Consider the following 21,065-nt stretch of genomic DNA (forward strand, 5'->3'; position numbering starts at 1 on the left):
CCCGCCCGCCACGGGCCGTCGCTGGCCCGCGGGGTCAGGAGCAGCCCTCGAACTGCGGCACCGCGATCGTCGTCAGGTCCAGCCCCGCCTTGCCGAACCACTTGTGCAGCAGCTTGGCCGCCGTCCCGTCCTGGTACATGTCGGTGATCGCCCGGTTCACCGCCTCACACCCCGGCACGTCGCCCTTCCTGAGCCCGACCCCGGTCCGCTGCTCGTTGAACTGGGCCCGCGCCAGCCGCAGCCCCGAGCCGTCCTGCTCCGCCAGCCCGGCCAGGATGACGTCGTTGGTGGTCACCGCGTCGACCTGCTTGCCCTTCAGCGCCGCCAGGCACTGCGCGTAGTCCTCGAACGGCACCACCTCCGCCGCCACCTTCCGCTCCTCCACGACCCGCTGGGCCGCGTTCGAGCCCTTGACCTCGCAGATCTTGCGCCCCTTCAGGTCGCGCACGTTCTTGATCGTCTCGTCGGGCCTGATCAGGATGTCCTGATAAGAGATGTGGTACGGCCCCGCGAACAGCACCTTCGCCTTACGGTCCTGACTGATCGTGTACGTCGCCACCACCAGATCGGCCGGCCCGCTGACCAGCACCTTCTCCCGATCGGATGCCAGCACGGGCAGGAACGAGAAGTCCTTGTCCAGCTTCCCCGCCACATACCTGGCCACGTCCACGTCGAAGCCCTGGAACTTGCCGTCCGGCCCGCGGAACCCGACGGACGGCAGGTCGGGACGTACCCCGATGACGAGACTGTCCTTGTCCATGATCGACTCGGGCCCGCCGACCCCGCAGCCCGCGACGACCGTCGCGGCCAGGGCCAGGACCACTGCCAGCACCCGTTTCACCGGTACTCCTTGAGTCGTGGCCACACGCCGGCGATCACCAGCAGGCCGATGGCGCCGATGGCGAAGGGAAGCAGCCGCCACAGGTTGTTCAGTGCGCCTTCGCCCCGGTCGATCGCGCTGGTGAACACGGCCTCGTGCGTGTCGGCCAGGGCCACCAGCGCCTCGTCGTAGGCGTCGAAGGCCGTCGTGACCGACCCCAGCCGCTCGGCGACCGCCTCGTTGGTCCGCCCGCTCAGCGCCAGCTCGCGGAACTTCGTGTCGGCGAGCTGGAAGGCCCGGTACGCGTTCACCACGTCGTCGCCCGGCTTGCCGACGATCTCCGGCCCCAGCATGCCGAGGAAGTTGTCGGAGCCCTTGGCGACCTCGGCGTGGTAGGCGTCCAGGTTGCCCGCCTCGAAGTAGAGGACGGACAGCGACTTGTCCAGGTAGGTGTGCTCGTAGGTGTCGGCCCGCTCCTTGTCCAGCAGGTAGCGGCTCTGGTCGCCCTGCATGCTGTTGCTGATCGCCCGCGTCTTGGCCAGCGTCAGCACCGAGTCGAACCCGGCGGACTTGGCCGTACGCAGGGCCTGTTCGTCCTGGCCGAGCACGTTCGCCCCGAAGACCAGCGCGACCGCGGTGGTGATCGTGGCGGCCAGCAGCGCGGGCCCGAACAGCCGGCGGAAGCGCTGCGCCAGGAAGATCTGCAGCCAGATCAGGCAGCCCAGCGCGAGCAGCCCGGCGAGCAGCACCGCGACCCGGATGAGCGGCACCATGAGGGCCTTGTCGTCGTAGGTGCGGCGGACGATCGTGCCGCTCTCCAACGTCAGGTTGTAGGCCTGGGGGAGCAGCACGAGCCGCATCAGGTCGGTGGCGGCGCGATAGGTCTGCACCACCTCCTGCGGCGGCGGGCCCGGCGCGTGCTTGGAGCGCTCGTCGAGCAGCAGCGCCTGCCCGGCCAGCCGCTCGTAGCGGCCCAGCCCGTCGAGCACCGACTGCACGGTCCTGCGCTCCGCGGGGTTGTCGCCCGACAGCTCGAACGCCTTCAGCAGCGCCTGGTTGGCCGCGGAGCGCCGCTCCTCGTACCGGGCGAGCGCGTCGCCGCGCTGCTGGCCGTACTGGTCGCCCATGACGAGCGCGTTGGCCACCTGCGCGTCCATGTCGCTCAGCGCCAGGTAGAGCCCGGCGGTGGCGACGACCTGCGGGCCCGCGTCACGGCCGATGACCCGCAGCCCGTCGCGGGCCGAGGAGCTGCCGACCGCGAGCGCCGCGAAGAGCAGCGCCAGCGAGGCGACGGTGATGCCGGAGATGACCCGGATGCGGCCCGGCACGCTGCGGCGTACCGGTAATGGGGCGCCCCGCGTCTGTACCAGGGTCACGGTGTGCCCTCCCTGATCGTGATGACGGTCCAGGCGCCCAGGTGGATCCGGTCGCCCGCGCCGATTCTGACCGGCACGTTGATCTTGACGGGCCTGCCGTTGACCTGCGTGCCGTTGGCCGAGCCGGGATCCACCAGCATCCACGTCCGGTCCGGCTGGGCCAGCAGCACGGCGTGCAGGTGGGAGACGCCGGGGTCCTCCGGCGGCCCGGTCAGGTCGATCTCGGGGGCCAGGTTCCTGGCCTTGCTGCGCCGCCCGATGCGGACCTGCTCGCCGTACAGGCCGAAGGAGCGCTCGGGGCAGTACGGCGGGAACGCCACCGCGTCCGCGTCAGGCCCGCCCTCGGCGATGATCTTCTCGTAGTAGGCGCGGTCGGCGGCGGTGACCGCCTCCCACTGGGCCCCGGTCACCGGGAGCTGGACGGGAGCGCCTGTGCCGGTGTAGTCGTGGCCGCACACCTCGCAGAACTGCCCGGCGCGCGGCGTCTGGCAGACCGGGCAGCCCTCGGCGCCGGGCTGCTGGGACCCGGCCTGCGCGCCCGGCTGCTGGGATGGTGCGGACTGCTGGGACGCGGGCTGGGCGGCGGCCCCGGCCATCTGCGTGCCGCAGACGTCGCAGTATTCGTCGTCGCCCGAGGCGTGCCCTTGTGGACAGGTCGCCATCAGCTTCCTTCCTTGCGCAGCCGGCTCGTCCGCACGGAGCCGGTGTCGAGCTCGATCTCGTCGGCCTTCTCCACGTTCCTGCGCAGCCTGGCCGTCCCGGTCGCCGGATCGACCTCGACCACCTTCTCCAGCAGGCGGGCGGTGTCCTCGCGGCCGGACGCGGTGGCGATCTGCTGGGCCTTGGCCAGCCGGGCGGTCGCGGTGTCCACGTCGCCGTTGGCCCTGGCGCTGAGCCCGTCCTGGATGAGCTCGTGCAGCTCGGCCTGGCCGGTGTAGTGGGCGACCTTCCGGTTGATCCGGGTGGACTGCGCCAGGTCGTCGGTCCACTGCGCCAGCACGTTCCCGCTGGCTACGACCTCCTGGGTGTCAGGACGTACGAGTTTGACCCAGCCTGCCCTGATCTCGTTGCCGATCTGGCCCGGCGGCACCTCGACGCAGATGTGGTACTCGCGGTCCTCCGACCCCCACGAGCCCGTCGGGTAGTCGCCGGTCAGCGGGTTCACGTCGGTACGCTTGCCGGTCAGGTCGAGCAGCGTGGGGGAGACCTGCTTGACCCACTTCAGCGTCGCCGTCTGCGGCACCCACACCCGCAGCGACAGCTCGGCCACCGTCTTGCTCATCGACGCCTGCGTGAGCCGGCGGAAGAACTCCGGCAGATCCCCCTGGTTCCGTACGAAGTCGAACGTGCCGAGCATCGCCTCGGCCACCTTGCGCAGCTCCCCGGGCACCCAGTCGTCGCCCACCCCGAGGCAGTCGCAGACGAACTTGCCGCTCCAGGCCGACAGCACCGAGCCGAACACCTCGGCGCGCTCGTTGTTCTGGCCGTCGGTCATCAGCAGCGCGTGCCTGATCGCCGAAGGGCGGCTGTTCAGCAGGTGCCCGGCCAGCTTCAGCCACTCGCCCATCGCGGTGCCGCCGTGCGCGAGCAACTGGCCGACCGCCCGCACGGCCTCCGCCTTGGTGGCCGGGGTGGCCTTGACCAGGGACGGGGTGCCGCCGGGAAAGACGACCTTGGCCTTGTCCGTCCCGGCGATCACCGCGAAGTAGACGCCGTCGCGCAGCGTCTGTACGGCCGTCACGGCCGCCTGCCTGGCCTCGCGGATCTTGCTGCCGCTCATCGACCCCGACGTGTCCACGATGATCACTTCGGCGGCTTCCGTGCTCACCGCCTGCGTGACGACGCCACCGGTGGAGCCGATGGTGAGGATGGCGTGCACCTCGCGGCCGTCAGTCGGGAGGTACTTGTTCTGATCGATGTTCAGCGTGAAAACGGGCTGCTCACCCATGCGACTCTCCTAGGGGGATCAAAGCGATCGTCACGTTGTCCTGGCCCCCGGAGTCGAGCGCGTGGCGCAGCATCTCGCGGGCCATCTCAAGGGGGGTCCCCGTGGCGGGGAAGACGTAGCCGTCCAGATAGCGCCAGAGGCCGTCGCTGCAGACGAGCAGCAGACCGGGCTCCGGCGGGACGAGGGTGCGCACGTGGAGGGCGACGCCCTCGGCGTCGGCGCCCAGCCAGGCGGTGATCTCGCCCGTCTCCACCGCGTCGTCCTCGGTCAGCAGGATGCCGCCGGGCAGCCAGTAGGCCCGCGAGTCGCCGGCCCAGGCGAGCGTGAAGCGGTCCCGCGTGGCGACGGCGGCGACGTAGGTGCACGCGGGGGCGTCGTTGACGGAGGTGGCCAGCTTGCTCACGGCCCGCGCCGCCAGCTCGAACGCCTCCTGCTGCGACTGCCCCCTGGCCAGCGCGGCGGCCGCGGTCTCGACGGCGATCGCGGACGCCTCGTCCGCCCTGGGCGAGCTGCCCACGCCGTCGCAGACCACGGTCACGATCGCGTCGCCGGCCGCGACCAGGGCCATCGCGTCCTCGTTGCGGCTGCGGCGCAGACCTCTGTCCGTCACGGCGGCCGCGCCGCCGTCGAGCTCCGTCTCCGCGTGGTCCCTGCCGGTGGGCTGGCGCAGCCCGCACCGCTCGCAGTAGCCCTCCGCGTCCACGGCCGCGGCGCCGCACGACGTACAGGTCGGCGCGCCCAGCGCGTGGCCGCAGGCCTCGCAGTAGGTGTCGCCGTCCAGCACGGGAGCCTCGCATACAGGACAGATCACAGCCACGTCCTCGGTCGTACGGCGTTCGCCTGGTCGATGAGCGCGTGACGCTCGTGCCGGGACTCGGCGGCGACGGCCAGCTTGCGATAGATGGACTCCAGCCGCCTGCGCAGCCCCTGTTCGGTGAACGGGGCGTCGGCCAGCTTCAGGCCGGGGGGCGGCTGATTCGTGTCGAGCCAGTACAGGGCGTTGCTCAGCAGCTCGGCGGTGAGCAGGTCGCGGCGGCGCGGGTCGAGGTCGGCCAGGCCGGCCAGCCGCCCCGTGGCGCCCACCAGGTCGGTGGCGGCCAGCCCGGTCAGGTCGGGCCGCCGTACGACGGAGGCGGCCAGCGCCACCTGCGCCGCCATCCGGTGGCTGGAGGTGGACGGCACCTCGTCGAGCATGCCCATCTTGCCGGTCCTGGCCAGGCCGAACGCCGCGCTCACGTAGGAGCGGTCGGTCCGCCAGACGACCTCGTACCAGGAGGCGGCAGGACGGCCCGCGCACTCCAGCGCGAACGCCAGCGCCAGCTTCGGCGCCAGCTCGCCGGGCAGCATCGACAGGCACGAGTCGAACATCGACACCGCCAGGTCCGGCTGCCGCGTGGACAGCGCGAGCACCCCGCGGTACCAGGTGACCCGCCAGTCACCGGGGAGCAGCGCGGCCAGCTCGTTCAGCGCGACCGGCGTCTCCGCCGCGCCCTCCTCGGCCAGCAGCCTGGCCCGCATCAGCTTGGTCTCGGGCGTCGCCGGCATGGCGGCGAGCTGGTCGATCAGCTCCTTGCCGTCGCCGCCGAGCAGCCCGGCCAGCGCGCCCGCCGCCGGGTCGGCCGGATCGACCAGCGGCACCGGCAGCGCGTCGGCCACCAGCGCGGGGTCGAGCGGACCGAACACCGCGTGCTGGTCCTCCTCCGACAGCGCTGTCCCGACCGCGCGCCTTTCCGGCCCGAACAGCGTCGAAGGAGCCGGGTACGGCACGCCGTCCTCGACGGCGCTGATCTCCCGCAGCACCCCGACGAGCTGGTCCTCCATGTCCCACGCGCTCTGGAACCTGTCGGCGGGATCGACGGCGGTGGCCTTGCGCAGCAGCCGGGTGAACGACGGATGCCCGCAGTCCTGCGGCAGCGGCACGGCCACGCCCTTCGAGGCCGGGCTGAACCCCGGGATCGTCAGCACCGCCAGCGTCCTGGCCACGGTGTAGAGGTCGGAGGCGACCGACGACGACATGGTCTCCAGCTCGGGCGCGTGATAGCCGACCGTCGCCCAGGACGAGCCGGGCGGCGAGCCGATCGGCTGCACCGCGCCCATGTCGATGACCTTGAGCCGCTTGCCGACCCTGATCACGTTGGCCGGTTTGAGGTCGCAGTAGACCAGGCCGTGCTCGTGCAGGTAGCCGAACGCCTGGAGGATCTCCCGCCCGTACATCAGCGCCTCACGCAGCGGCAGCGGGCCCTGGCGGCGCAGCTCGTGCAGGGACTGGCCGCCCACGTAGTCCATGACGATGTAGCCATGGCCGCCCGTGCGCTGGAAGTTGAGGATCTTGACGATGTTGGGATGGTCGACCGCGATGAGGAACTTACGCTCGGCCTCCGCCGCCGCCAGCGCCTCGGGGTCGTTCGTGTTGAGCAGGCCCTTGAGCACGACCCACATGCCGTCGAGGTTCTCGTCGGCGGCCAGGTAGATCCAGCCGAGGCCGCCGTGGGCCAGGCAGCCCAGCACACGGTACTGGCCGGCCACCAGGTCGCCCTTGCCCAGCTTCGGGGTGAAGGAGAACTGGGAACGGCAGTGCGGGCAGAACCCTTCGGTCAGCCCGGGCCGCCCGTCCCTGGAGCGCCCCACCGGCTGGCCGCACGCCGGGTTGGTGCAGAAGCGCTTCTCCTCGGAGACCTCCGGATTGGTCATCACGGCACCGGCCGGGTCGCGCGCGGGGATCGCGGGCAGGTCGGCGATCGTGGCCAGCACACCGGCCCGCGACCTGCCGCTGCTCACCGGCGAGCTCAGGGATCTGCTCACCGGCTGGGTCTGCGGCGAGGGCGCCGACGACTGTCCGGACGACGGCGCGGATGCCTGTGCGGGTGGCGGCGAGCCCGCCGCGGTGCCGCACAGGTCGCAGTAGCCCTCGTCGATCGTCCCCGTGCAGCCGGGCTGCGCGCAGCGGGTCATCGCTTACCTCCGTGTATCGCGCGCTGGTAGGTGTCGACGGCCGCCGCCGCCTTCGTCAGATCGCAGGGAGCGCTCCACAGCAGCGCCCGCGACCGCTCGAACAACTCGGAGACGGCCGGGTCCTCGGCCATCCCCTTCCGCACCGCCATCACCTGACAGGCGCCGAGCCGCCCGCGCAGCTCGTCGCGCCTGCCGACCAGGCCGTACAGGGCCTTCGCGGTGGCCTGGGCCTGGTCCGCGGCCTTGCGTGCGTCGCCTTCCAGCGCCGCCAGCCGTTTGGCCCTGATCACCCAGGTGTCGGCCGAGGCGTCGAGCCCGTCCAGCTCGCCGGCCAGCGCCTCGGCCCGGCCGCGCGGCTGGGCCTGGGGCGGCAGCGCGATCTTGACGACGACCGCGCCGTGGGCCAGCCTGGCCTCGCTCTCGGCCCCTCTGACCCGGTCCAGCGTGGCGACCAGGTCCTCGCGCCGCCTGGCGTACTCGTTCTTGACGGTGATGGCCAGGTCGAGCTCGGCGCGGGAGGCGGACAGCAGGCGTACCAGCCGGTCGAGGTCCTGCCCGACGGCCGTGCCGAGCGGATCCTCCAGCACGGAGACCCGGATCCGCCGCAGCTCCGTCTCCTGGTCCGCCAGGCCGGCGCCCTCGCCCAGCTCACGTTCGAGGTCACGGATCCTGCGCAGGTCGCTGTCGGCGTCGTCGAGGCGGGGCAGCACCGCGTTCCACACGGCGTCGATGTCGTTGAGCGTGGAGGTGACGTCCCTGAACGCGGCGTCCATCCGCGTCACGGTCTGGTCGAGCGTCAGGCGCTCGTCCGACTGCGGGAGCAGCGAGCGCTGCTCGACGGGTTTGGCCGCGGCCCGCAGCACGACGGAGGCGCCGTCGAGCAGCCCCGTCAGCTCGGCGAGCTGCTCGGTGCCCAGCTTGGCGCGCGAGGCCCTGATCTGCTCGGCGTCGCGCAGCACCGCGCGATAGGCGTCGTTCAGCGACCACAGTGTCGCCAGCGACTCATGCGCGGCCGCCCATCGCCGCTCGGTCGCCCCCCGTAAGGAGGCTCCCTTGAGTAACTGGTAGGTGGTGTGGGATTCGAGATCGAGCAGGTCGCCCGAGATGCGGTCGCGCTCGTCTGCGCGAGCGCGCAGCGCGTACTCGGCGCCCTCCCTGCTCATGGGTGGTCCCAGACTCATCACGCTCCCCGTGAAGCGGGCCCCCGTAGCCCCGGGTTCTAACCGGCACAACGGGGGGATTGACCGGTTGGTTCCTAAGGGTAGGGGGGACCCCTGACTTGTCCCTGATTCAACCCTGTCTCGCCTGCAATCGGCTTAAAGGATCTCTTACCGTTAGAGACATGGGACGCATACTTCTGATCATCGCGGCAATCATCGCCGCGCTCGTGCTGCTCGGCCCCCTCGTGGGATTCGCCCTTACGCTGCTCAAGTGGGGCCTCATCATCGGCGCCGTCGCGTTCGGCGCCATGCTCCTGACGAAGTGGGCCAAAAGGACATAGCTTCCTGAGGCATCCCCAGTCATAGTTGGGTGATGGAAGCGCGGCCGGCGGTCGACGACGCCGCGCTCGGGCGTGAGGCGCTGGCCGTGCTCGAGGCGAACTGGACAGGCAGCGGCACGGTGCCCGCGCCAGGTCTCTACCCGCACCAATGGAGCTGGGACTCCGCGTTCGTCGTCATCGGCCTGGCCAGGCATCGGCCGGACCGGGCCCAGGACGAGCTGCTGAGCCTGCTGCGCGGGCAGTGGGCGACGGGGATGGTGCCGCACATCGTCTTCCACACCCGCGAGGCGTACTTCCCCGGACCGTCCGTGTGGCGCTCACAGGAGCACGCGGCCGCGCCGAGCGTTCTCACCTCCGGGCTCACCTCACCCCCTCTGCACGCACTGGCCCTGTGGTGGCTCTACCGCCACACCGGCGACGCCGCGTTCGTCCGGCAGGTGTTCCCGGCGCTGGTGGCCCAGCACGCCTACCTCGCCTCCGCCCGCGACCTGGGCGGGGCCGGGCTGGCCGCGATCGTGCACCCCTGGGAGTCGGGCATGGACGACAGCCCCGCCTGGGACCAGCCGCTCGCCGCACTGCCCATGATCAGGTACGGCTATCGCAACGTCGATCTGGACGAACGCCACCCGGACAGCGACCACGACCGCTACGTCTGGCTGGCCATGCGGTACCGGGACGCCGGCTACAGCGCCGAATACCTGCGCGACGAGCATCCGTTCGCGATCGAGGACCCGATGTTCAACGGGATCTGGCTGGCCTCCTGCCAGGCCATGGCCGAGCTGGCGCCACTGGCCCGCGCCGACCCCGTACCTCATGCCGAGCAGGCCGAACGCATCAGGGCGGCGATGGTCGAGCGGCTGTGGGACGGCTGCTACTACGCCAGGGACCTGCGTACCGACCGGCTGATCAAGGTGTGCACCGTGGGCGCGTTCGGGCCGCTGCTCGACCCCGGCGTGCCCGCCGACCAGCTGCACGCGGCCGTGGAGGTGCTGGAGTCGGCCAGGTTCATGGGCGCGACCGGCTATCCCGTGCCGAGCTGCGAGATCCGCGCCGCCCAGTTCGACCGTACGCGGTACTGGCGCGGGCCCTCCTGGGTGAACACCAACTGGCTGTTACGCAGGGCCGCGGCCGTCCACTCGCTCGACCAGCTCGGCCACCAGCTCACCAACGGCACCCTGCGGCTGGTGCGGCAGGCCGGCTTCCGCGAGTGCTTCGACCCGTTCGACGGCAGCGGGCGCGGGTGCAGGGACTTCTCCTGGAGCGCGGCGCTCACCCTCGATCTGCTCGCCGATACCGTGGTGGAATGAGCATTCTCCGCCGCCTGCCCGCCGACGTGCGCAAGTCCCTGGACACCGAGCCGGGGGAGCGGGTGCTGACGTTCGCCGCCGCCGCCGAGGGCCACGTGGTGGCCACGAATCTCGCGCTCCACCTGTCCGACGGGACGCGGCTGCCGTACGAGGAGATCGACAAGGCCTCCTGGGACGAGGAGGGGCTGCGCATCATCACCACGGACGGCGCGCGGCATGCCGAGCGGGTCGCCGAGCCGCGGCTGCTGCCCGAGACCGTGCGCGAGCGCGTCAACTCCACGATCGTGGTGAACAAGCACGTCGGCCTGCCCGGGCGGGGCGGCGTACGGCTGGTGGCCAGGCGCCGGCCCGGGGGCGACATGCTCGGCTGGACCTTCGTCTTCGACGACGGCCTCGACCCCGAGGACCCGGGGCTGCGGGCGCAGGCCGAGCAGGCCCTTGAGGGGATCCGGCGCAGCATGGGCGTGTGACGCCACCTCTTCAGAGCCTCTTCAGGGCCCTTCAGTGGGTGGCGCTGCGCATGGGCGTCTTGGGGTGCGATCCGGCGCTGCGCATGGGCGGGTGAGCGCCCCAGGCGTGGCGTGCGGGGGTGTGGGGGCCGCCCACACCCATGCGTCGCGCCAGCACGGACCGCCGCCGGTTACGACCGGCCCGTCAGAGTCCGGTAAACACGGCCCGCTGGACGGTGGCCCGTCGAAGGACGGACGGCTCAGTAAGTGATGCCGCTCTCCCGGGCCTTCTTATCCATGACGTCCTCTTCCGGCCAGCCGGTACCGGCGTCCGCGTGGCCGTCATTGCCGTTGAGGAACGGGATCCGATGCTGCAACGTGTCCCCGACCCTCGTCCTGGCCATCCCGGCGAACTTGGACGCCTGCGCTCCGACCACCCCCGCGACCTCCTGGACCCTGGGGTTGTCGGCGACGCGTTGCGCCGTCCGCTTGATCTGTTCGTACCGCTCGTGTCCAGCCCGGCTGCCCAGCACGTAGCCGACTGCCAGACCAACAGCGAATGTCATCCGATAACGCATTTTGCACCTCCGCTGTCTCCGGGCCTACCCCACTTACGATGCGACACGCACTCTCGGAGTGCGCTAATCTATTCCTGCGCACGACGGAGGGGCCAAGCAGCCCCGCCAAGTGGGCAGACGATCGATCCCGCGTAGCTCAACGGCAGAGCAGCCGGCTGTTAACCGGCAGGTTATAGGTTCGAGTCCTATCGCGGGAGCCATAGCGCGAAGCCCCCTCCCAGAGTCTGGGAGGGGGCTTCGCGGCGTTCCAGGAGCCTTCTCCAGACGTTCGGCAGCCGGCCTCCTCCCGCGCCGGCGACCGCTCTGGAGTACGGCCGCCGCATCGCCGGCTGGCCGGACGAAGCGAGCCCTCAGGAGTGGGATCAGGACTCCCAGATCTCGCGGAACGACGGCCACCAGCGCGGCAACTCATCCCGCCGCACGCCGTGCGGCGGGAATCGCTCGACGGCGATGCATGGCGGGTTCATCCGGCGTTTCAGATGAGCGGCCAGCTTGTGGTGGCCGTCGAGGAGGAACCAACCGGGGAACTGGCTGTGACGGATCGCCACGGTGAGCGGACGGCGGCCTTCGGTGCCGGTCAGGAGGCGCGGTTGCTTTTGCCGGTCAGGACGGCGGTGAGGGCCCAGCCGAGGCCGAGGATGATCCCGCCGACGGCGGCGACGATGCCGATGTCGCCGATCTGGAGCAGCGCGAGGACGGCGATCAACGCACCGAAGACCAGCGTCAGGGCGAGCATCAGGCGGCGGTAGGACTTCTGGTTCATGTTCCTACGATCACGTGGAGCGGGCAGGCTTGGTGTCCACCGATCGGTGGACATGTCGTCGTAAGATGCCATCCATGGCTCGCGGGAGCCCGGTGGACGCGCGGGCGGAAAACGCCTGGTTGCGTTCCTATCCCTACTGGGACGCTTACTTCGCGATCGTGCTGGTCGCGACCATCGCCATCATCCTGGTGGACGGCGGCGCGCCGGTCGCCATCGTGCTGCTGCTCCTGATCACCGGCTCCTACGTGAAGTGGGGCCGCAGGGCCGTGCGGGCGCCGGTCGTGCCCGTCAGGGAGAGCTGGGTCCACGCGGCCGTCATGATCGTCCTGTTCTCCCTGGCCGACCTGGTCGCGCCGCAGTCGGCGGTGGCGCTCTCGGCGCTGATCCCGATCGCGTTCATGTCGCTGCGGGTGCCGCAGGCGGTGGCGGTGATGGTGGCGATGTTCGCCGGTCCCGGGATCCAGCTCCTGGTGACGCTCGGGTCGCATCCGGTGCTGATCGCGACGGCGATCGTGGTGGGGTTGTCGGCCAGCTCGCTGCTCGGGGTGTTCATCGGGCGGCTCGGGCGGCAGAACACCGAGCGGGCGCGGCTGATCGAGGAGCTCGACCGGACTCGGGAGGAGCTGGCCGAGGTGAGCAAGGAGGCCGGGATGCTGGCCGAGCGGGAGCGGCTGGCGGGTGACATCCACGACACGCTGGCCCAGGGTTTTGCCGGCATCATCATGCTGCTGCAGGCCGCCGGGACCGGGGTGGGCGCCGGGACCGGGACGGGCGACGGGCAGGACAGGCAGGACGGGCAGGACGGGCGGGACGGGCAGGTTGGGCGGGAGCGGCATCTGGCGCGGGCTATGCAGACGGCCAGGGAGAACCTGGCGGAGACGCGGGCGCTCATCGCCGCGCTCGCGCCGCCCGCGCTGGACGGGGCGTCGCTGGAGGAGGCGCTGATGCGGCTGGCGAAGGGGTTCGAGTTGCCGGTGGAGGTGAGTGTCCCCGACTCGGGTTCGAGTGCGGGTGTGCCCGTTGACGTGCTTGTTGAGGTGCCGGTCGAGGTGCAGGAGGTGTTGGTGCGGGCGGCGCAGGAAGGGCTGGCCAACGTGCGTAAGCACGCTCGCGCACGTTCCGTGCGGCTCACCCTCCACCATGTCCGGGGTACGGCCGTGCGGATGACGATCAGCGACGACGGGTGCGGCCTCGACCCCGGAGCGGTCACCGACGGGTACGGGCTGCGCGCGATGCGGAACCGGGTGACGCGGCTCGGCGGGACCGTGTCCGTGACCGGTGCGCCGGGCGAGGGGACCACGGTCACGGTGGAGCTGCCGTGCTCCGGGTGATCGTCGTCGACGACCATCCCGTCATACGTGCGGGCCTGCGCGGGATGCTGCTGGCCGCGCCGGACATCGAGGTGACCGGCGAGGCGGGGTCGGCGGACGAGGCCGTGGCGATCGTGCCCCGTCTGCGGCCGGACGTGATCCTCATGGACCTGCGCATGCCGGGCGGGGACGGGGTGAGCGCGATCAGTCGGCTGGGGCCGGGGCATCGGGTCATCGTGCTGACGACGTACGAGGACGATGGGGAGATCTTGCGGGCGGTCGCGGCGGGCGCGGCCGGGTACCTGCTCAAGGACGTGTCGCCGGCCGAGCTCGCCGAGGCCGTGCGGGCGGCGGCGCGCGGCAGGACGGTGCTGTCGCCGTCGGTCGCGGCGCGGCTGGCCGTGCGGAGAGACGCGCCCGTGCTGTCCGCGCGGGAGCGGGAGGTGCTGGAGCTGGTGGCGGAGGGGCTGACGAACGCGGAGGTCGGCAGGCGGCTGTACATCGGGGAGGCCACGGTCAAGACGTACCTGCTGCGGGTGTTCGGGAAGCTGGGCGTCTCCGACCGGACGTCGGCCGTGCTGGCCGCACTGGACCTGGGCCTGGTGCGGCGGCGAACCTGAAGATCACTTCGGCTGCGTTAAGCCTCGCTTCAGGTGTGGCGGGCCACTCTCAGGGTGTCGATTCCATCTCGGGGAGGAGATCCCATGTTGAAGCGACGCGTCGCCATCGTCGTCACGGTCGCCGCGCTCGGTCTGACGGGAATGGCCGGGTCCGCGCTGGCGGCCGGTGGTTCCACAGGCTCGGGCGGCGATCCGGGCGGCAGCCTGGTACGGGAGCACGGCCGGAGCGAACCGGCCGCCCACGGTGGCAGGCTCACGTGCTGGATGAACGACGGCAAGGTCGTCAAGTTCTCCAAGACCAAGGTCGCGGAGCTGGTCGAGGAGGACTTCATCGAGCCCGCGCAGGCCGAGCTGGTCACGGAGGAGGGCGTCACGACCGCGCCCGCCCGGGTGTCGATCAGCGTTCCGGCGGGGGAGCTGCCGCGCAAGATCGGCAAGCGCTGGCATCACGGCCGAGTCGTCCACCTCACGTGCGTCTGGGACGGCCACGTGAGCAGGTAGGCGGGCTCGCGCATCCGGGGGCGCCCAGGGGAGTGGGGGCGCCTCCGGGAGCGCCGTCGTGCGCCTGGGGCGTCCCCGGGCGTACCTGGTCTGAGGCGTCCTCGGGCGTCCCCAGCTTGGAGGTGTCGTGGGGCGAGCGGGCGGTTGCGGGGGCGTGTCCGTACGAGCCTTCGGGGCTGAGGAGGCAGATGGGTCGTCACGCTTTGTCAGGGGATGATCACTCGGTTTTCGGTTTGGCGGGACAAATCAGCGTTCGGTGGGGAAGATAAGGAGGCCGGTCCCTGGGCCGGAGCCGCGGGCAAGTCGTGACGGAGGCGAGGAGAGGGCGCCGCCACCAGGACGTGCCGCCGACCCGGAATCGGCGGGGCGATCCGCTGACGGAGAAGTGCTGAGTGCCGCGTGCCTACCTGGATCAGGTCCCTGCGCCCTTTCGATGCCCTCGCCGCACGAGCGGTGATCGACCGAACGACAGACCTCCGCGAAGCGGAGCGTTTCATCAAGCTCTTCCATGCCGAGAATCCCTCCGCCGGAGGCCAGTACGCCCGGCTGCGCGACGTCGCCCGAGACGTGGCCAGGTACGGGACCTACACCCACACGTTCGAGGAGCTGGAGTTCGGCGCCCGGGTGGCGTGGCGCAACAGCAGCCGGTGCATCGGGCGGCTCTACTGGCGTTCGCTGCGCGTGCGTGACCGGAGGCAGGTGAGCACGCCCGAGGGAGTGGCCCTCGAATGCGTCGCCCACCTGCGCGAGACCACGGCGAACGGCAAGATCCGCCCCACCGTCACCGTCCTGCCGCCCGACACCCCGGCGCTGCGCGGTCCCCGGATCAAGAACGAGCAGCTCATCCGGTACGCCGGATACCGCACGCCCGACGGGGTCGTCGGCGATCCGCGCAACGTCGAGCTCACGGAGCTGGCGAGAGAGCTGGGGTGGCGAGGCGGGTCCGGGCGGTTCGACGTGCTCCCGCTGGTCATCCAGCCGGGGATGGGCGATCCGCTCCTGTGCAACCTGCCGGGGGACGCCGTGCTGGAGGTGCCGATCGTTCATCCGGAATATCGGTGGTTCGAGGAGCTCGGCCTACGCTGGCACGCCGTTCCGGCTATTTCGGATATGTGCCTGGAGATCGGCGGAATCTGCTACCCCTGCGCCCCCTTCAACGGCTGGTACATGGGCACCGAGATCGGCGCGCGCAACCTGGCCGACGCCGACAGGTACGACCAGCTCGGGGCGGTGGCCGCCCGACTCGGGCTGGACACCTCCACCGAACGTTCGCTGTGGCGCGACCACGCGCTGGTCGAGCTGAACGTGGCGGTGCTGCACTCGTTCGAGCGGGCGGGGGTGACGATGACCGACCACCACACCGAGTCTCGCCGCTTCCTGACCCATCTGTCGCGGGAGGAGAAGGCCGGGCGCGTCTGCCCGGCGGACTGGTCGTGGATCGTGCCGCCGCTGTCGGGCAGTGCCACGCCCGTCTTCCATCGCTACTACGACACCCGGGTCCTCACCCCCGCCTTCGTCCACCGCCATTGAAGCGCCCGCTCAGGTCGCGACCCTGGTGAGGTCGGCAGGGGCGGGGGTGGTCAGGCGGGCGCGGAGGGCGGCCAGGTCGGAGGAGGTCAGGCCGCCGCCGCGCAGGTATGCCTCGGCGTCGAGGCCGTCCAGCACGGCGCCGACGGCCTCGGCCGTCGTGGTGCCCGCCGCGGCCATGCGCTCCGCCACGCGCAGGCCGTTGTCGGGCTGGCCCAGGAGGGCGTAGAGCGGGCGCAGGCGGGCCGCCGACAGCTCGTAGTCGGCCAGGATGTCCGCGGGCGCGACCCCGGCCAGCGCGAGCAGCAGGATCGCGAGCAGCCCCGTGCGGTCGCGGCCGGCCACGCAGTGCACGAGCACCCCGCCGGGCGGCGCCTCGGCGATCGCGCGCAGGGCGCGGGCGCAGCGATCGGGCCACCGGTCCAGGAACGACCGCAGGTAGAGGGGCGTCCCGTACAGCTCGCTGCCGGGGTCGCCGGGCTGGTCGAGCGGCATGCTGACGACGGTCATCCCCGCCGGCCGGAGGCCGGGCTCCGCGTGGTGCTGGCCGGGGGTGCGCAGGTCGAGAATCGTCCGTACGCCGTGCGCCGCCGCGGCCTCCCACCCTTGTGGGGTCAGCCGGTCGGGCGTGTCGGAGCGCACCACCGCCCCCCAGCGTGTCCGCCCACCGCCCGCGACCGCCAGCCCGCCCAGGTCACGAACGTTGTGACAGCCCTCCCACGCCAGATCTCGCTCCATGGGGATCATCGTATCCTTGCTTTCTTTGCCTAGAACATGGTTCGGTTGGGCCATGGCGGAACTCGTGCTCTCATCAGCCGACCAGGGCGTGCTCACGCTGACCTTCAACCGTCCCGACACGCTGAACGCCTGGACGGACGCCATGGGGCGGCGCTACTTCGACCTGCTGGCCCAGGCGGAGAAGGACCCGGACGTCCGGGCCGTGGTCGTCACCGGGGCGGGCAAGGGCTTCTGCTCGGGCGCCGACTTCAAGACGCTGACCGCCATCCAGACCGGCTCCTACGCCAGTGAGCCGGACCCCAGGCCCAACACGTTCCCCACGACCATCGGCAAGCCGATCATCGCCGCCGTCAACGGGGCCTGCGCCGGGCTGGGCATGGTGCACGCCCTCGTCTGCGACCTCGTGTTCACGGCCGAGGACGCCAAGTGGACGACCGCGTTCCCGCGCCGCGGGCTGATCGCCGAGTACGGGCTCTCCTGGGTGCTGCCGCGTGTCATGGGGCAGCAGCGGGCCATGGACATCCTGCTGTCCGGGCGCGTGTTCACCGGCAGGGAGGCCGCCGAGCTGGGGCTGGCCAACCGGGCGGTGCCGGGGGAGTCGCTGCTCGCGCAGGCGCAGGCGTACGCGGGGGAGCTGGCGACGTACAGCTCGCCCGCGTCGATGGCGGTGATCAAGCGGCAGGTGTGGCACGACTGGGACGCCACCCTGGAGCAGTCCGCCAAGGTGGCCACCCAGGAGATGGTCGCCTCGTTCGGCCGGCCCGACTTCGCCGAGGGCGTGGCCAGTTTCCTGGAGCGGCGGCCGCCGGCGTTCCCGCCGCTGTAGAGGCGTCACGCCACGCGGTGCGCGCCCTTGGCCGGGGTGGCGTTCAGGAAGCGGGGAGCCTGGAAGCCGCGCTCGGCGTACGCGTTCGAGACCGACTCCTTGACGCTGTCCAGGCGCTCCTGCGGCACGAGGGCGATGGCCGAGCCGCCGAAGCCGCCGCCCGTCATCCGCGCGCCCCGCGCGCCGCCTCTGACGGACGCCTCCACCGCCAGGTCCAGCTCGGGGGACGACACCTCGTACTGGTCCCTGAGCGACAGGTGCGAGGCGTTGAGCAGGGCGCCGATCTCGGTGACGGCGCCCGCGCGCAGGAGCCCGATCAGCGCCTCCACGCGGTGGTTCTCCGTGACGACGTGCATCGTGCGCTTGCGCTCGTCGCCCTGGAGGAGGTCGAGGGCTCCGGCCAGGTCGGTGACGTCGCGGAGCGCGGGGACGCCGAGCTTGCGGGCCGCCGACTCGCACTCCGCGCGGCGCTTGGCGTATTCGCCGCTCGCGTGCTCGTGGTGCACCTGCGTGTCGATGATGAGCAGGCTCAGGCCGTGGGCGGCCAGGTCGAGCGGGATGTTCCTGGAGCCGAGCGAGCGGCAGTCGAGGAAGAGGGCGTGCCCCTCCTGGGACAGGGCCGAGGCCGCCTGGTCCATGATGCCGCAGGGCATGCCGACGAAGTCGTTCTCGGCCTTCTGGCTGAGCAGGGCGATCTCCATCGGGGACATGCCCAGGTCGTGCAGCTCGTCGAGGGCCGAGGCGACGGCCACTTCGAGCGCGGCGCTGGAGCTGAGGCCCGCGCCCTGCGGTACGTCGCCGTCGATGGCGATGTCCGCGCCCGCCACCCGGTCGCCCAGCATGGCCAGGACGCCCACGACGTAGCGGGTCCAGCCCTTCGACTGGTCGCGGCTGGTCATGGTGACCGGCTCGCCGTCCGGGGACTGGAGCGACAGCAGGCGGATGGTCCCGTCCGCGCGCGGAGTGATCGCCGCCGTCACGCCCCACGGCACGGCGAAGGGCAGCACGAAGCCGTCGTTGTAGTCGGTGTGCTCGCCGATCAGGTTGACCCGGCCCGGCGCACGCCAGACGGTCTGGGGGGACGCACCGTACGCGGCACGAAAAGCTTCAACAACGCGCATAATCGAACACTCCTCAACAAAGGCCCGACCGTAGACTAGCGCCATGGAGGAGCTCCTGGATCCAGGGCTCGGCCGGGTCCGGGTGTTCCTGAAGCATGACGACAACAAGCCGCGCAAGCTCAAGTACAACCTGGGCCATTCCCGGTTGCTGACCTTCGGCGGCGCCTACTCCAATCACATCAGGGCCGTGGCCGAGGCGGGGCGGCGGCACGGGATCGAGACGATCGGCGTCATCCGCGGCGAGGAGCACCTGCCACTGAACCCCTCGCTCGCCCACGCCGTCGCCTGCGGCATGACGATCACCTATCTGGACCGCGCCTCCTACCGGCTCAAGCACACCGAGGAGGTGCAGGCCGGGCTGCGGGCGCGGTGGGGGCAGGATGTGGCCATCCTGCCCGAGGGCGGGAGCAACGCGGCGGCCGTACGCGGGTGCGCGGAGCTGCCGGGGGAGATCGGCGTGGAGTACGACGTCATCTGCTGCCCGGTCGGGACCGGCGGGACGCTGGCCGGGCTCTCGGCGGGGCTGCCGGAGGGGAAGCGGGCGCTCGGGTTCGCGGTGCTGAAGGGGGGCGGGTTCCTGGGCGGGGAGGTGGCCAGGCTGCAGCGGGAGGCGTACGGGCGGACCTGGGCGAACTGGTCGGTCAACCTGGACTATCACTTCGGCGGGTACGCCAAGTCGACGCCCGCCTTGGAGGGATTTATCGCGAAATTTCGCGTCGAGAGGATCTACGTGGCGAAGATGCTCTACGGGATCCTCGACCTCGCCCGCCAGCACGCCTTCGCCCCCGGCACCCGCATCGTCGCCGTCGTCACCGGCCGCCCGGACCCGCCGGCGATCGGCGCCCAGCCGGCCCCGCTCGTCACCGGCAACCAGCCGGACCCGCCGGTGGCCACGCCTGAGGGCGGTGCTCAGCCTTCGACGCCGGTGGCCGTGTGGGAGGCGCCGACCGGCTTGGACTCGGGCGAGCCGCGCTGACGCAGGTAGATCGACAGCACCACCATCGACAGCACGGCCAGCAGCTCCGACTGCCAGTTCTGCAGGCTGCGGTTCCAGAACTCGGCGGAGGTCACGTACGAGCCCCACGAGACCGGATCGCGCAGGTCCGAGAGCCGCTCCGCGTTGTACGACGCCTGCCCCGCCACCGACTGCGCCAGCCACGACAGCAGGAAGACCGCGCCCATCACCAGCCCCAGCGAGTTGCTGAACAGCCAGAGCCGGCCACCTCCGGCCCTGGCCCACGCGGGTGAGTCGGCCCGTGCGTGCGCCCCGACCCGCTGCTGCTCGTCGGACTCCGCGCCCGCCTCATCCAGCTTCTTGGACTCGGGCGACCCCTTCTGGACGAGCCAGACGGTGAGCATGATGAACAGGAAGAACTGCAGGTATTCCGACTGCCAGTTCTCCGCCACGTCCACCGCGAACGAGGACGACGTGACGTACTGGAGGATCGAGACCGGCTCGGCGCCCTCGGCGAGCTGCTGGTCGTTGTACTGGAACATCCCGGCGACGGCCTGCCCGAACAACGCCAGCACGAACATGATCAGGAACGCCAGGGCCAGCGAGTTCTCCTTCAGCCACCTCATAGATGCGACCATCCCAGGGCGAAGAACCAGGCCAGGCCCACCACGATGATGGCCAGGGTCAGGGTGAACATCACGCGCATCAGTCGTCCACCTCGCACTCGTAGGGAAGGTCGCGCACCGGCTCGCAGCCCGCCGCCTGAACCCGCCAGCCGTCGCTGAACCGGTGCAGGAAGAGCGTGTCGCCGGCCAGCCGTACCTGCGCGTCGTCGCCCCAGACGCTCACCGACGTCACCGCCCCGCCCGGGCCGAGCCCCAGCTCGCGCAGGGCGTCCGGGCAGGTCTGGCCGGCGTCCGGCAGACCTTCGGCGGTGCGGCGGGCCAGCAGCGCGCAGGCCGCCGCCTCCTGGTGCGCCGACACCGCGGCGTGGAAGCGCTCCGCCGCACGCGCGGGGGCCGCGGTGTCCACCGAGCAGCCCATGACGCCCAGGATCAGCGCCGTCGCGACGATGAGCGGGATCCTCATGAATCCCGTGCTACCCAGGAGTGACCACGCCATGCTGACCCGTGGCCAGGCAGGTCAGCCGAGCTGGTCGAGCACCGGGGCGACGAGCGCGTTGAGCTCACGGGCCAGCACGGCCACCGCGCGGTGCGCGCTCTGCTCGACCTGGTCGTGCGGCCCCTCCGGCTCCGGCGGCAGGTCGTCGAGCGGCACGGGGGCCTCGACGAGCAGCGTGGCGCGCAGGAACGGGATCCTGGCCAGGTCCTGCTGCGTCGGCTCGACGTACTGGCCGAAGGTCTCCTGCCAGCCCAGCCAGCCACGGTCGCGCCACCAGGTCCGCGACCGGGTGAGCTCCTCCGGCAGCGGCGAGACCACCCTGACCCGCGCGTAGAGCGTGCCGTCCCAGGTGTTGCGGTGACAGGTCGCCTCCAGCACGCGCCGGTCCCACCGCACGAAACCGGGCATCAGCGACGGCGGCGTGGCCAGCCGCCACGCCGCGCACGCGAATCTGACGGGCGCGATGTCGCCCCACTCGAACTCAGCCAGGTTCTTGCGCACGTGTACGGCATAGCGCCCGTCACGGTCCCTGTCGAACTCTTGATCGATCCAGAACGCCTTGCCCATGGGGTACACGCTACGGCGCTCCCCGACTTCCCCGCGCAGGGACCGGAGATCTCAGAATGCCCTGTGACGTGGGTGACACATGTG

The 21,065-nt window shown here is 71.3% G+C and carries 24 protein-coding genes and 1 tRNA gene; 10 read left to right on the forward strand and 15 right to left on the reverse strand.

The window, feature by feature from the left end; genetic code table 11:
- Positions 1-34: 34 nt before the first annotated feature.
- Genes ABEA43_RS04550 through ABEA43_RS04580 form a run of 7 tightly spaced genes read right to left on the reverse strand, consistent with a single transcriptional unit; the run spans position 35 to position 8,259 of the window.
- Complete coding sequence (locus ABEA43_RS04550) at positions 35-841, reverse strand: transporter substrate-binding domain-containing protein (RefSeq protein ID WP_345558978.1); 807 nt, start codon at positions 839-841, stop codon at positions 35-37.
- Positions 838-2,196: a hypothetical protein gene (locus ABEA43_RS04555; RefSeq protein ID WP_345558980.1), complete on the reverse strand. Its 1,359-nt coding sequence runs from the start codon at positions 2,194-2,196 to the stop codon at positions 838-840. The genes ABEA43_RS04550 and ABEA43_RS04555 overlap by 4 nt, the downstream gene beginning before the upstream one ends.
- The gene (locus tag ABEA43_RS04560; protein WP_345558982.1) at positions 2,193-2,858 is read right to left on the reverse strand and encodes an FHA domain-containing protein; all 666 of its coding nucleotides are present in this window, start codon (positions 2,856-2,858) and stop codon (positions 2,193-2,195) included. Before ABEA43_RS04560 ends, ABEA43_RS04555 begins: the two co-directional genes overlap by 4 nt.
- Positions 2,858-4,144, reverse strand: a complete 1,287-nt coding sequence (locus tag ABEA43_RS04565; protein ID WP_345558983.1) for a vWA domain-containing protein — start codon at positions 4,142-4,144, stop codon at positions 2,858-2,860. The genes ABEA43_RS04560 and ABEA43_RS04565 overlap by 1 nt, the downstream gene beginning before the upstream one ends.
- Positions 4,137-4,955, reverse strand: a complete 819-nt coding sequence (locus ABEA43_RS04570; RefSeq protein ID WP_345558985.1) for a PP2C family protein-serine/threonine phosphatase — start codon at positions 4,953-4,955, stop codon at positions 4,137-4,139. Before ABEA43_RS04570 ends, ABEA43_RS04565 begins: the two co-directional genes overlap by 8 nt.
- Positions 4,952-7,096: a serine/threonine-protein kinase gene (locus ABEA43_RS04575; RefSeq protein ID WP_345558987.1), complete on the reverse strand. Its 2,145-nt coding sequence runs from the start codon at positions 7,094-7,096 to the stop codon at positions 4,952-4,954. The genes ABEA43_RS04570 and ABEA43_RS04575 overlap by 4 nt, the downstream gene beginning before the upstream one ends.
- Positions 7,093-8,259, reverse strand: a complete 1,167-nt coding sequence (locus tag ABEA43_RS04580; protein ID WP_345558989.1) for a hypothetical protein — start codon at positions 8,257-8,259, stop codon at positions 7,093-7,095. Before ABEA43_RS04580 ends, ABEA43_RS04575 begins: the two co-directional genes overlap by 4 nt.
- A gap of 179 nt (positions 8,260-8,438) precedes the next feature.
- On the opposite strand from ABEA43_RS04580, the gene ABEA43_RS04585 reads away from it, so the two are divergent.
- The 3 genes from ABEA43_RS04585 to ABEA43_RS04595 are packed head-to-tail and all read left to right on the forward strand — an operon-like array spanning position 8,439 to position 10,374.
- Positions 8,439-8,597 (forward strand): hypothetical protein, encoded by a 159-nt coding sequence (locus ABEA43_RS04585; protein ID WP_345558991.1) that lies wholly within the window; start codon positions 8,439-8,441, stop codon positions 8,595-8,597.
- 32 nt (positions 8,598-8,629) lie between these two features.
- Positions 8,630-9,904 (forward strand): amylo-alpha-1,6-glucosidase, encoded by a 1,275-nt coding sequence (locus ABEA43_RS04590; RefSeq protein WP_345558993.1) that lies wholly within the window; start codon positions 8,630-8,632, stop codon positions 9,902-9,904.
- Positions 9,901-10,374: a hypothetical protein gene (locus tag ABEA43_RS04595; protein ID WP_345558994.1), complete on the forward strand. Its 474-nt coding sequence runs from the start codon at positions 9,901-9,903 to the stop codon at positions 10,372-10,374. Before ABEA43_RS04590 ends, ABEA43_RS04595 begins: the two co-directional genes overlap by 4 nt.
- A 239-nt stretch (positions 10,375-10,613) precedes the next feature.
- On the opposite strand, the gene ABEA43_RS04600 is transcribed toward ABEA43_RS04595, so the two are convergent.
- Positions 10,614-10,931: a YtxH domain-containing protein gene (locus ABEA43_RS04600; protein ID WP_345558996.1), complete on the reverse strand. Its 318-nt coding sequence runs from the start codon at positions 10,929-10,931 to the stop codon at positions 10,614-10,616.
- Between the two features lie 125 nt (positions 10,932-11,056).
- Here ABEA43_RS04600 and ABEA43_RS04605 point away from each other — a divergent pair.
- Positions 11,057-11,131 (forward strand) — tRNA-Asn (locus tag ABEA43_RS04605).
- Between the two features lie 162 nt (positions 11,132-11,293).
- On the opposite strand, the gene ABEA43_RS04610 is transcribed toward ABEA43_RS04605, so the two are convergent.
- Together ABEA43_RS04610 and ABEA43_RS04615 are read right to left on the reverse strand one after the other, a co-directional pair.
- Positions 11,294-11,479 carry a hypothetical protein gene (locus tag ABEA43_RS04610; RefSeq protein ID WP_345558998.1) on the reverse strand — a complete coding sequence of 62 codons (186 nt, stop codon included), beginning with the start codon at positions 11,477-11,479 and terminating at the stop codon, positions 11,294-11,296.
- Between the two features lie 29 nt (positions 11,480-11,508).
- Positions 11,509-11,694 carry a hypothetical protein gene (locus ABEA43_RS04615; RefSeq protein ID WP_345558999.1) on the reverse strand — a complete coding sequence of 62 codons (186 nt, stop codon included), beginning with the start codon at positions 11,692-11,694 and terminating at the stop codon, positions 11,509-11,511.
- 74 nt (positions 11,695-11,768) lie between these two features.
- On the opposite strand from ABEA43_RS04615, the gene ABEA43_RS04620 reads away from it, so the two are divergent.
- The 4 genes from ABEA43_RS04620 to ABEA43_RS04635 all read left to right on the forward strand — a co-directional run bounded on the left by ABEA43_RS04620 (position 11,769) and on the right by ABEA43_RS04635 (position 15,655).
- Entirely contained in the window at positions 11,769-13,025 is a 1,257-nt protein-coding gene (locus tag ABEA43_RS04620; protein WP_345559001.1) for a sensor histidine kinase, read from the forward strand.
- Positions 13,013-13,624 (forward strand): response regulator, encoded by a 612-nt coding sequence (locus ABEA43_RS04625; protein ID WP_345559003.1) that lies wholly within the window; start codon positions 13,013-13,015, stop codon positions 13,622-13,624. Before ABEA43_RS04620 ends, ABEA43_RS04625 begins: the two co-directional genes overlap by 13 nt.
- A gap of 84 nt (positions 13,625-13,708) precedes the next feature.
- Positions 13,709-14,125, forward strand: coding sequence for a hypothetical protein (locus ABEA43_RS04630; protein ID WP_345559005.1), 417 nt, complete (start codon positions 13,709-13,711; stop codon positions 14,123-14,125).
- Positions 14,126-14,578: 453 nt separating this feature from the next.
- On the forward strand, positions 14,579-15,655 hold the full coding sequence (locus ABEA43_RS04635; RefSeq protein WP_345559007.1) for a nitric oxide synthase oxygenase: 1,077 nt from the start codon (positions 14,579-14,581) through the stop codon (positions 15,653-15,655).
- A gap of 9 nt (positions 15,656-15,664) precedes the next feature.
- On the opposite strand, the gene ABEA43_RS04640 is transcribed toward ABEA43_RS04635, so the two are convergent.
- Positions 15,665-16,390 carry a tyrosine-protein phosphatase gene (locus tag ABEA43_RS04640; RefSeq protein ID WP_345559009.1) on the reverse strand — a complete coding sequence of 242 codons (726 nt, stop codon included), beginning with the start codon at positions 16,388-16,390 and terminating at the stop codon, positions 15,665-15,667.
- A gap of 52 nt (positions 16,391-16,442) precedes the next feature.
- Here ABEA43_RS04640 and ABEA43_RS04645 point away from each other — a divergent pair, with 52 nt between their 5' ends.
- Complete coding sequence (locus tag ABEA43_RS04645; protein ID WP_345559011.1) at positions 16,443-17,216, forward strand: enoyl-CoA hydratase-related protein; 774 nt, start codon at positions 16,443-16,445, stop codon at positions 17,214-17,216.
- Positions 17,217-17,221: 5 nt separating this feature from the next.
- Here the strand turns inward: ABEA43_RS04645 and galK are convergent, their stop codons facing one another.
- Positions 17,222-18,337 (reverse strand): galactokinase, encoded by a 1,116-nt coding sequence (gene galK, locus ABEA43_RS04650; protein ID WP_345559013.1) that lies wholly within the window; start codon positions 18,335-18,337, stop codon positions 17,222-17,224.
- Between the two features lie 43 nt (positions 18,338-18,380).
- On the opposite strand from galK, the gene ABEA43_RS04655 reads away from it, so the two are divergent.
- Positions 18,381-19,313 carry a 1-aminocyclopropane-1-carboxylate deaminase/D-cysteine desulfhydrase gene (locus ABEA43_RS04655; RefSeq protein WP_345559015.1) on the forward strand — a complete coding sequence of 311 codons (933 nt, stop codon included), beginning with the start codon at positions 18,381-18,383 and terminating at the stop codon, positions 19,311-19,313.
- Here ABEA43_RS04655 and ABEA43_RS04660 read toward each other — a convergent pair.
- The 3 genes from ABEA43_RS04660 to ABEA43_RS04670 form a co-directional block, all read right to left on the reverse strand.
- Entirely contained in the window at positions 19,247-19,918 is a 672-nt protein-coding gene (locus ABEA43_RS04660) for a DUF6766 family protein (protein WP_345559017.1), read from the reverse strand. The genes ABEA43_RS04655 and ABEA43_RS04660 overlap by 67 nt on opposite strands.
- Before the next feature lie 79 nt (positions 19,919-19,997).
- Positions 19,998-20,381 carry a hypothetical protein gene (locus tag ABEA43_RS04665; protein ID WP_345559018.1) on the reverse strand — a complete coding sequence of 128 codons (384 nt, stop codon included), beginning with the start codon at positions 20,379-20,381 and terminating at the stop codon, positions 19,998-20,000.
- A 54-nt stretch (positions 20,382-20,435) separates the two neighbouring features.
- Positions 20,436-20,981, reverse strand: a complete 546-nt coding sequence (locus ABEA43_RS04670; protein ID WP_345559020.1) for a hypothetical protein — start codon at positions 20,979-20,981, stop codon at positions 20,436-20,438.
- Positions 20,982-21,065: the final 84 nt, after the last annotated feature.

Source organism: Nonomuraea rosea (assembly GCF_039539705.1).
Lineage (GTDB): Bacteria > Actinomycetota > Actinomycetes > Streptosporangiales > Streptosporangiaceae > Nonomuraea > Nonomuraea rosea.

Excerpts from the sequence above, each read along its gene's own strand:
- ABEA43_RS04560 (WP_345558982.1), bottom strand. The coding sequence starts at position 2,858 with ATGGCGACCTGTCCACAAGGGCACGCCTCGGGCGACGACGAATACTGC.
- ABEA43_RS04565 (WP_345558983.1), bottom strand. The coding sequence starts at position 4,144 with ATGGGTGAGCAGCCCGTTTTCACGCTGAACATCGATCAGAACAAGTAC.
- ABEA43_RS04575 (WP_345558987.1), bottom strand. The coding sequence starts at position 7,096 with ATGACCCGCTGCGCGCAGCCCGGCTGCACGGGGACGATCGACGAGGGC.
- ABEA43_RS04580 (WP_345558989.1), bottom strand. The coding sequence starts at position 8,259 with ATGAGCAGGGAGGGCGCCGAGTACGCGCTGCGCGCTCGCGCAGACGAG.
- ABEA43_RS04585 (WP_345558991.1), top strand. The coding sequence starts at position 8,439 with ATGGGACGCATACTTCTGATCATCGCGGCAATCATCGCCGCGCTCGTG.
- ABEA43_RS04590 (WP_345558993.1), top strand. The coding sequence starts at position 8,630 with ATGGAAGCGCGGCCGGCGGTCGACGACGCCGCGCTCGGGCGTGAGGCG.
- ABEA43_RS04595 (WP_345558994.1), top strand. The coding sequence starts at position 9,901 with ATGAGCATTCTCCGCCGCCTGCCCGCCGACGTGCGCAAGTCCCTGGAC.
- ABEA43_RS04600 (WP_345558996.1), bottom strand. The coding sequence starts at position 10,931 with ATGCGTTATCGGATGACATTCGCTGTTGGTCTGGCAGTCGGCTACGTG.
- ABEA43_RS04615 (WP_345558999.1), bottom strand. The coding sequence starts at position 11,694 with ATGAACCAGAAGTCCTACCGCCGCCTGATGCTCGCCCTGACGCTGGTC.
- ABEA43_RS04620 (WP_345559001.1), top strand. The coding sequence starts at position 11,769 with ATGGCTCGCGGGAGCCCGGTGGACGCGCGGGCGGAAAACGCCTGGTTG.
- ABEA43_RS04630 (WP_345559005.1), top strand. The coding sequence starts at position 13,709 with ATGTTGAAGCGACGCGTCGCCATCGTCGTCACGGTCGCCGCGCTCGGT.
- ABEA43_RS04640 (WP_345559009.1), bottom strand. The coding sequence starts at position 16,390 with ATGGAGCGAGATCTGGCGTGGGAGGGCTGTCACAACGTTCGTGACCTG.
- ABEA43_RS04645 (WP_345559011.1), top strand. The coding sequence starts at position 16,443 with ATGGCGGAACTCGTGCTCTCATCAGCCGACCAGGGCGTGCTCACGCTG.
- galK (WP_345559013.1), bottom strand. The coding sequence starts at position 18,337 with ATGCGCGTTGTTGAAGCTTTTCGTGCCGCGTACGGTGCGTCCCCCCAG.
- ABEA43_RS04655 (WP_345559015.1), top strand. The coding sequence starts at position 18,381 with ATGGAGGAGCTCCTGGATCCAGGGCTCGGCCGGGTCCGGGTGTTCCTG.
- ABEA43_RS04660 (WP_345559017.1), bottom strand. The coding sequence starts at position 19,918 with ATGAGGTGGCTGAAGGAGAACTCGCTGGCCCTGGCGTTCCTGATCATG.
- ABEA43_RS04665 (WP_345559018.1), bottom strand. The coding sequence starts at position 20,381 with ATGAGGATCCCGCTCATCGTCGCGACGGCGCTGATCCTGGGCGTCATG.
- ABEA43_RS04670 (WP_345559020.1), bottom strand. The coding sequence starts at position 20,981 with ATGGGCAAGGCGTTCTGGATCGATCAAGAGTTCGACAGGGACCGTGAC.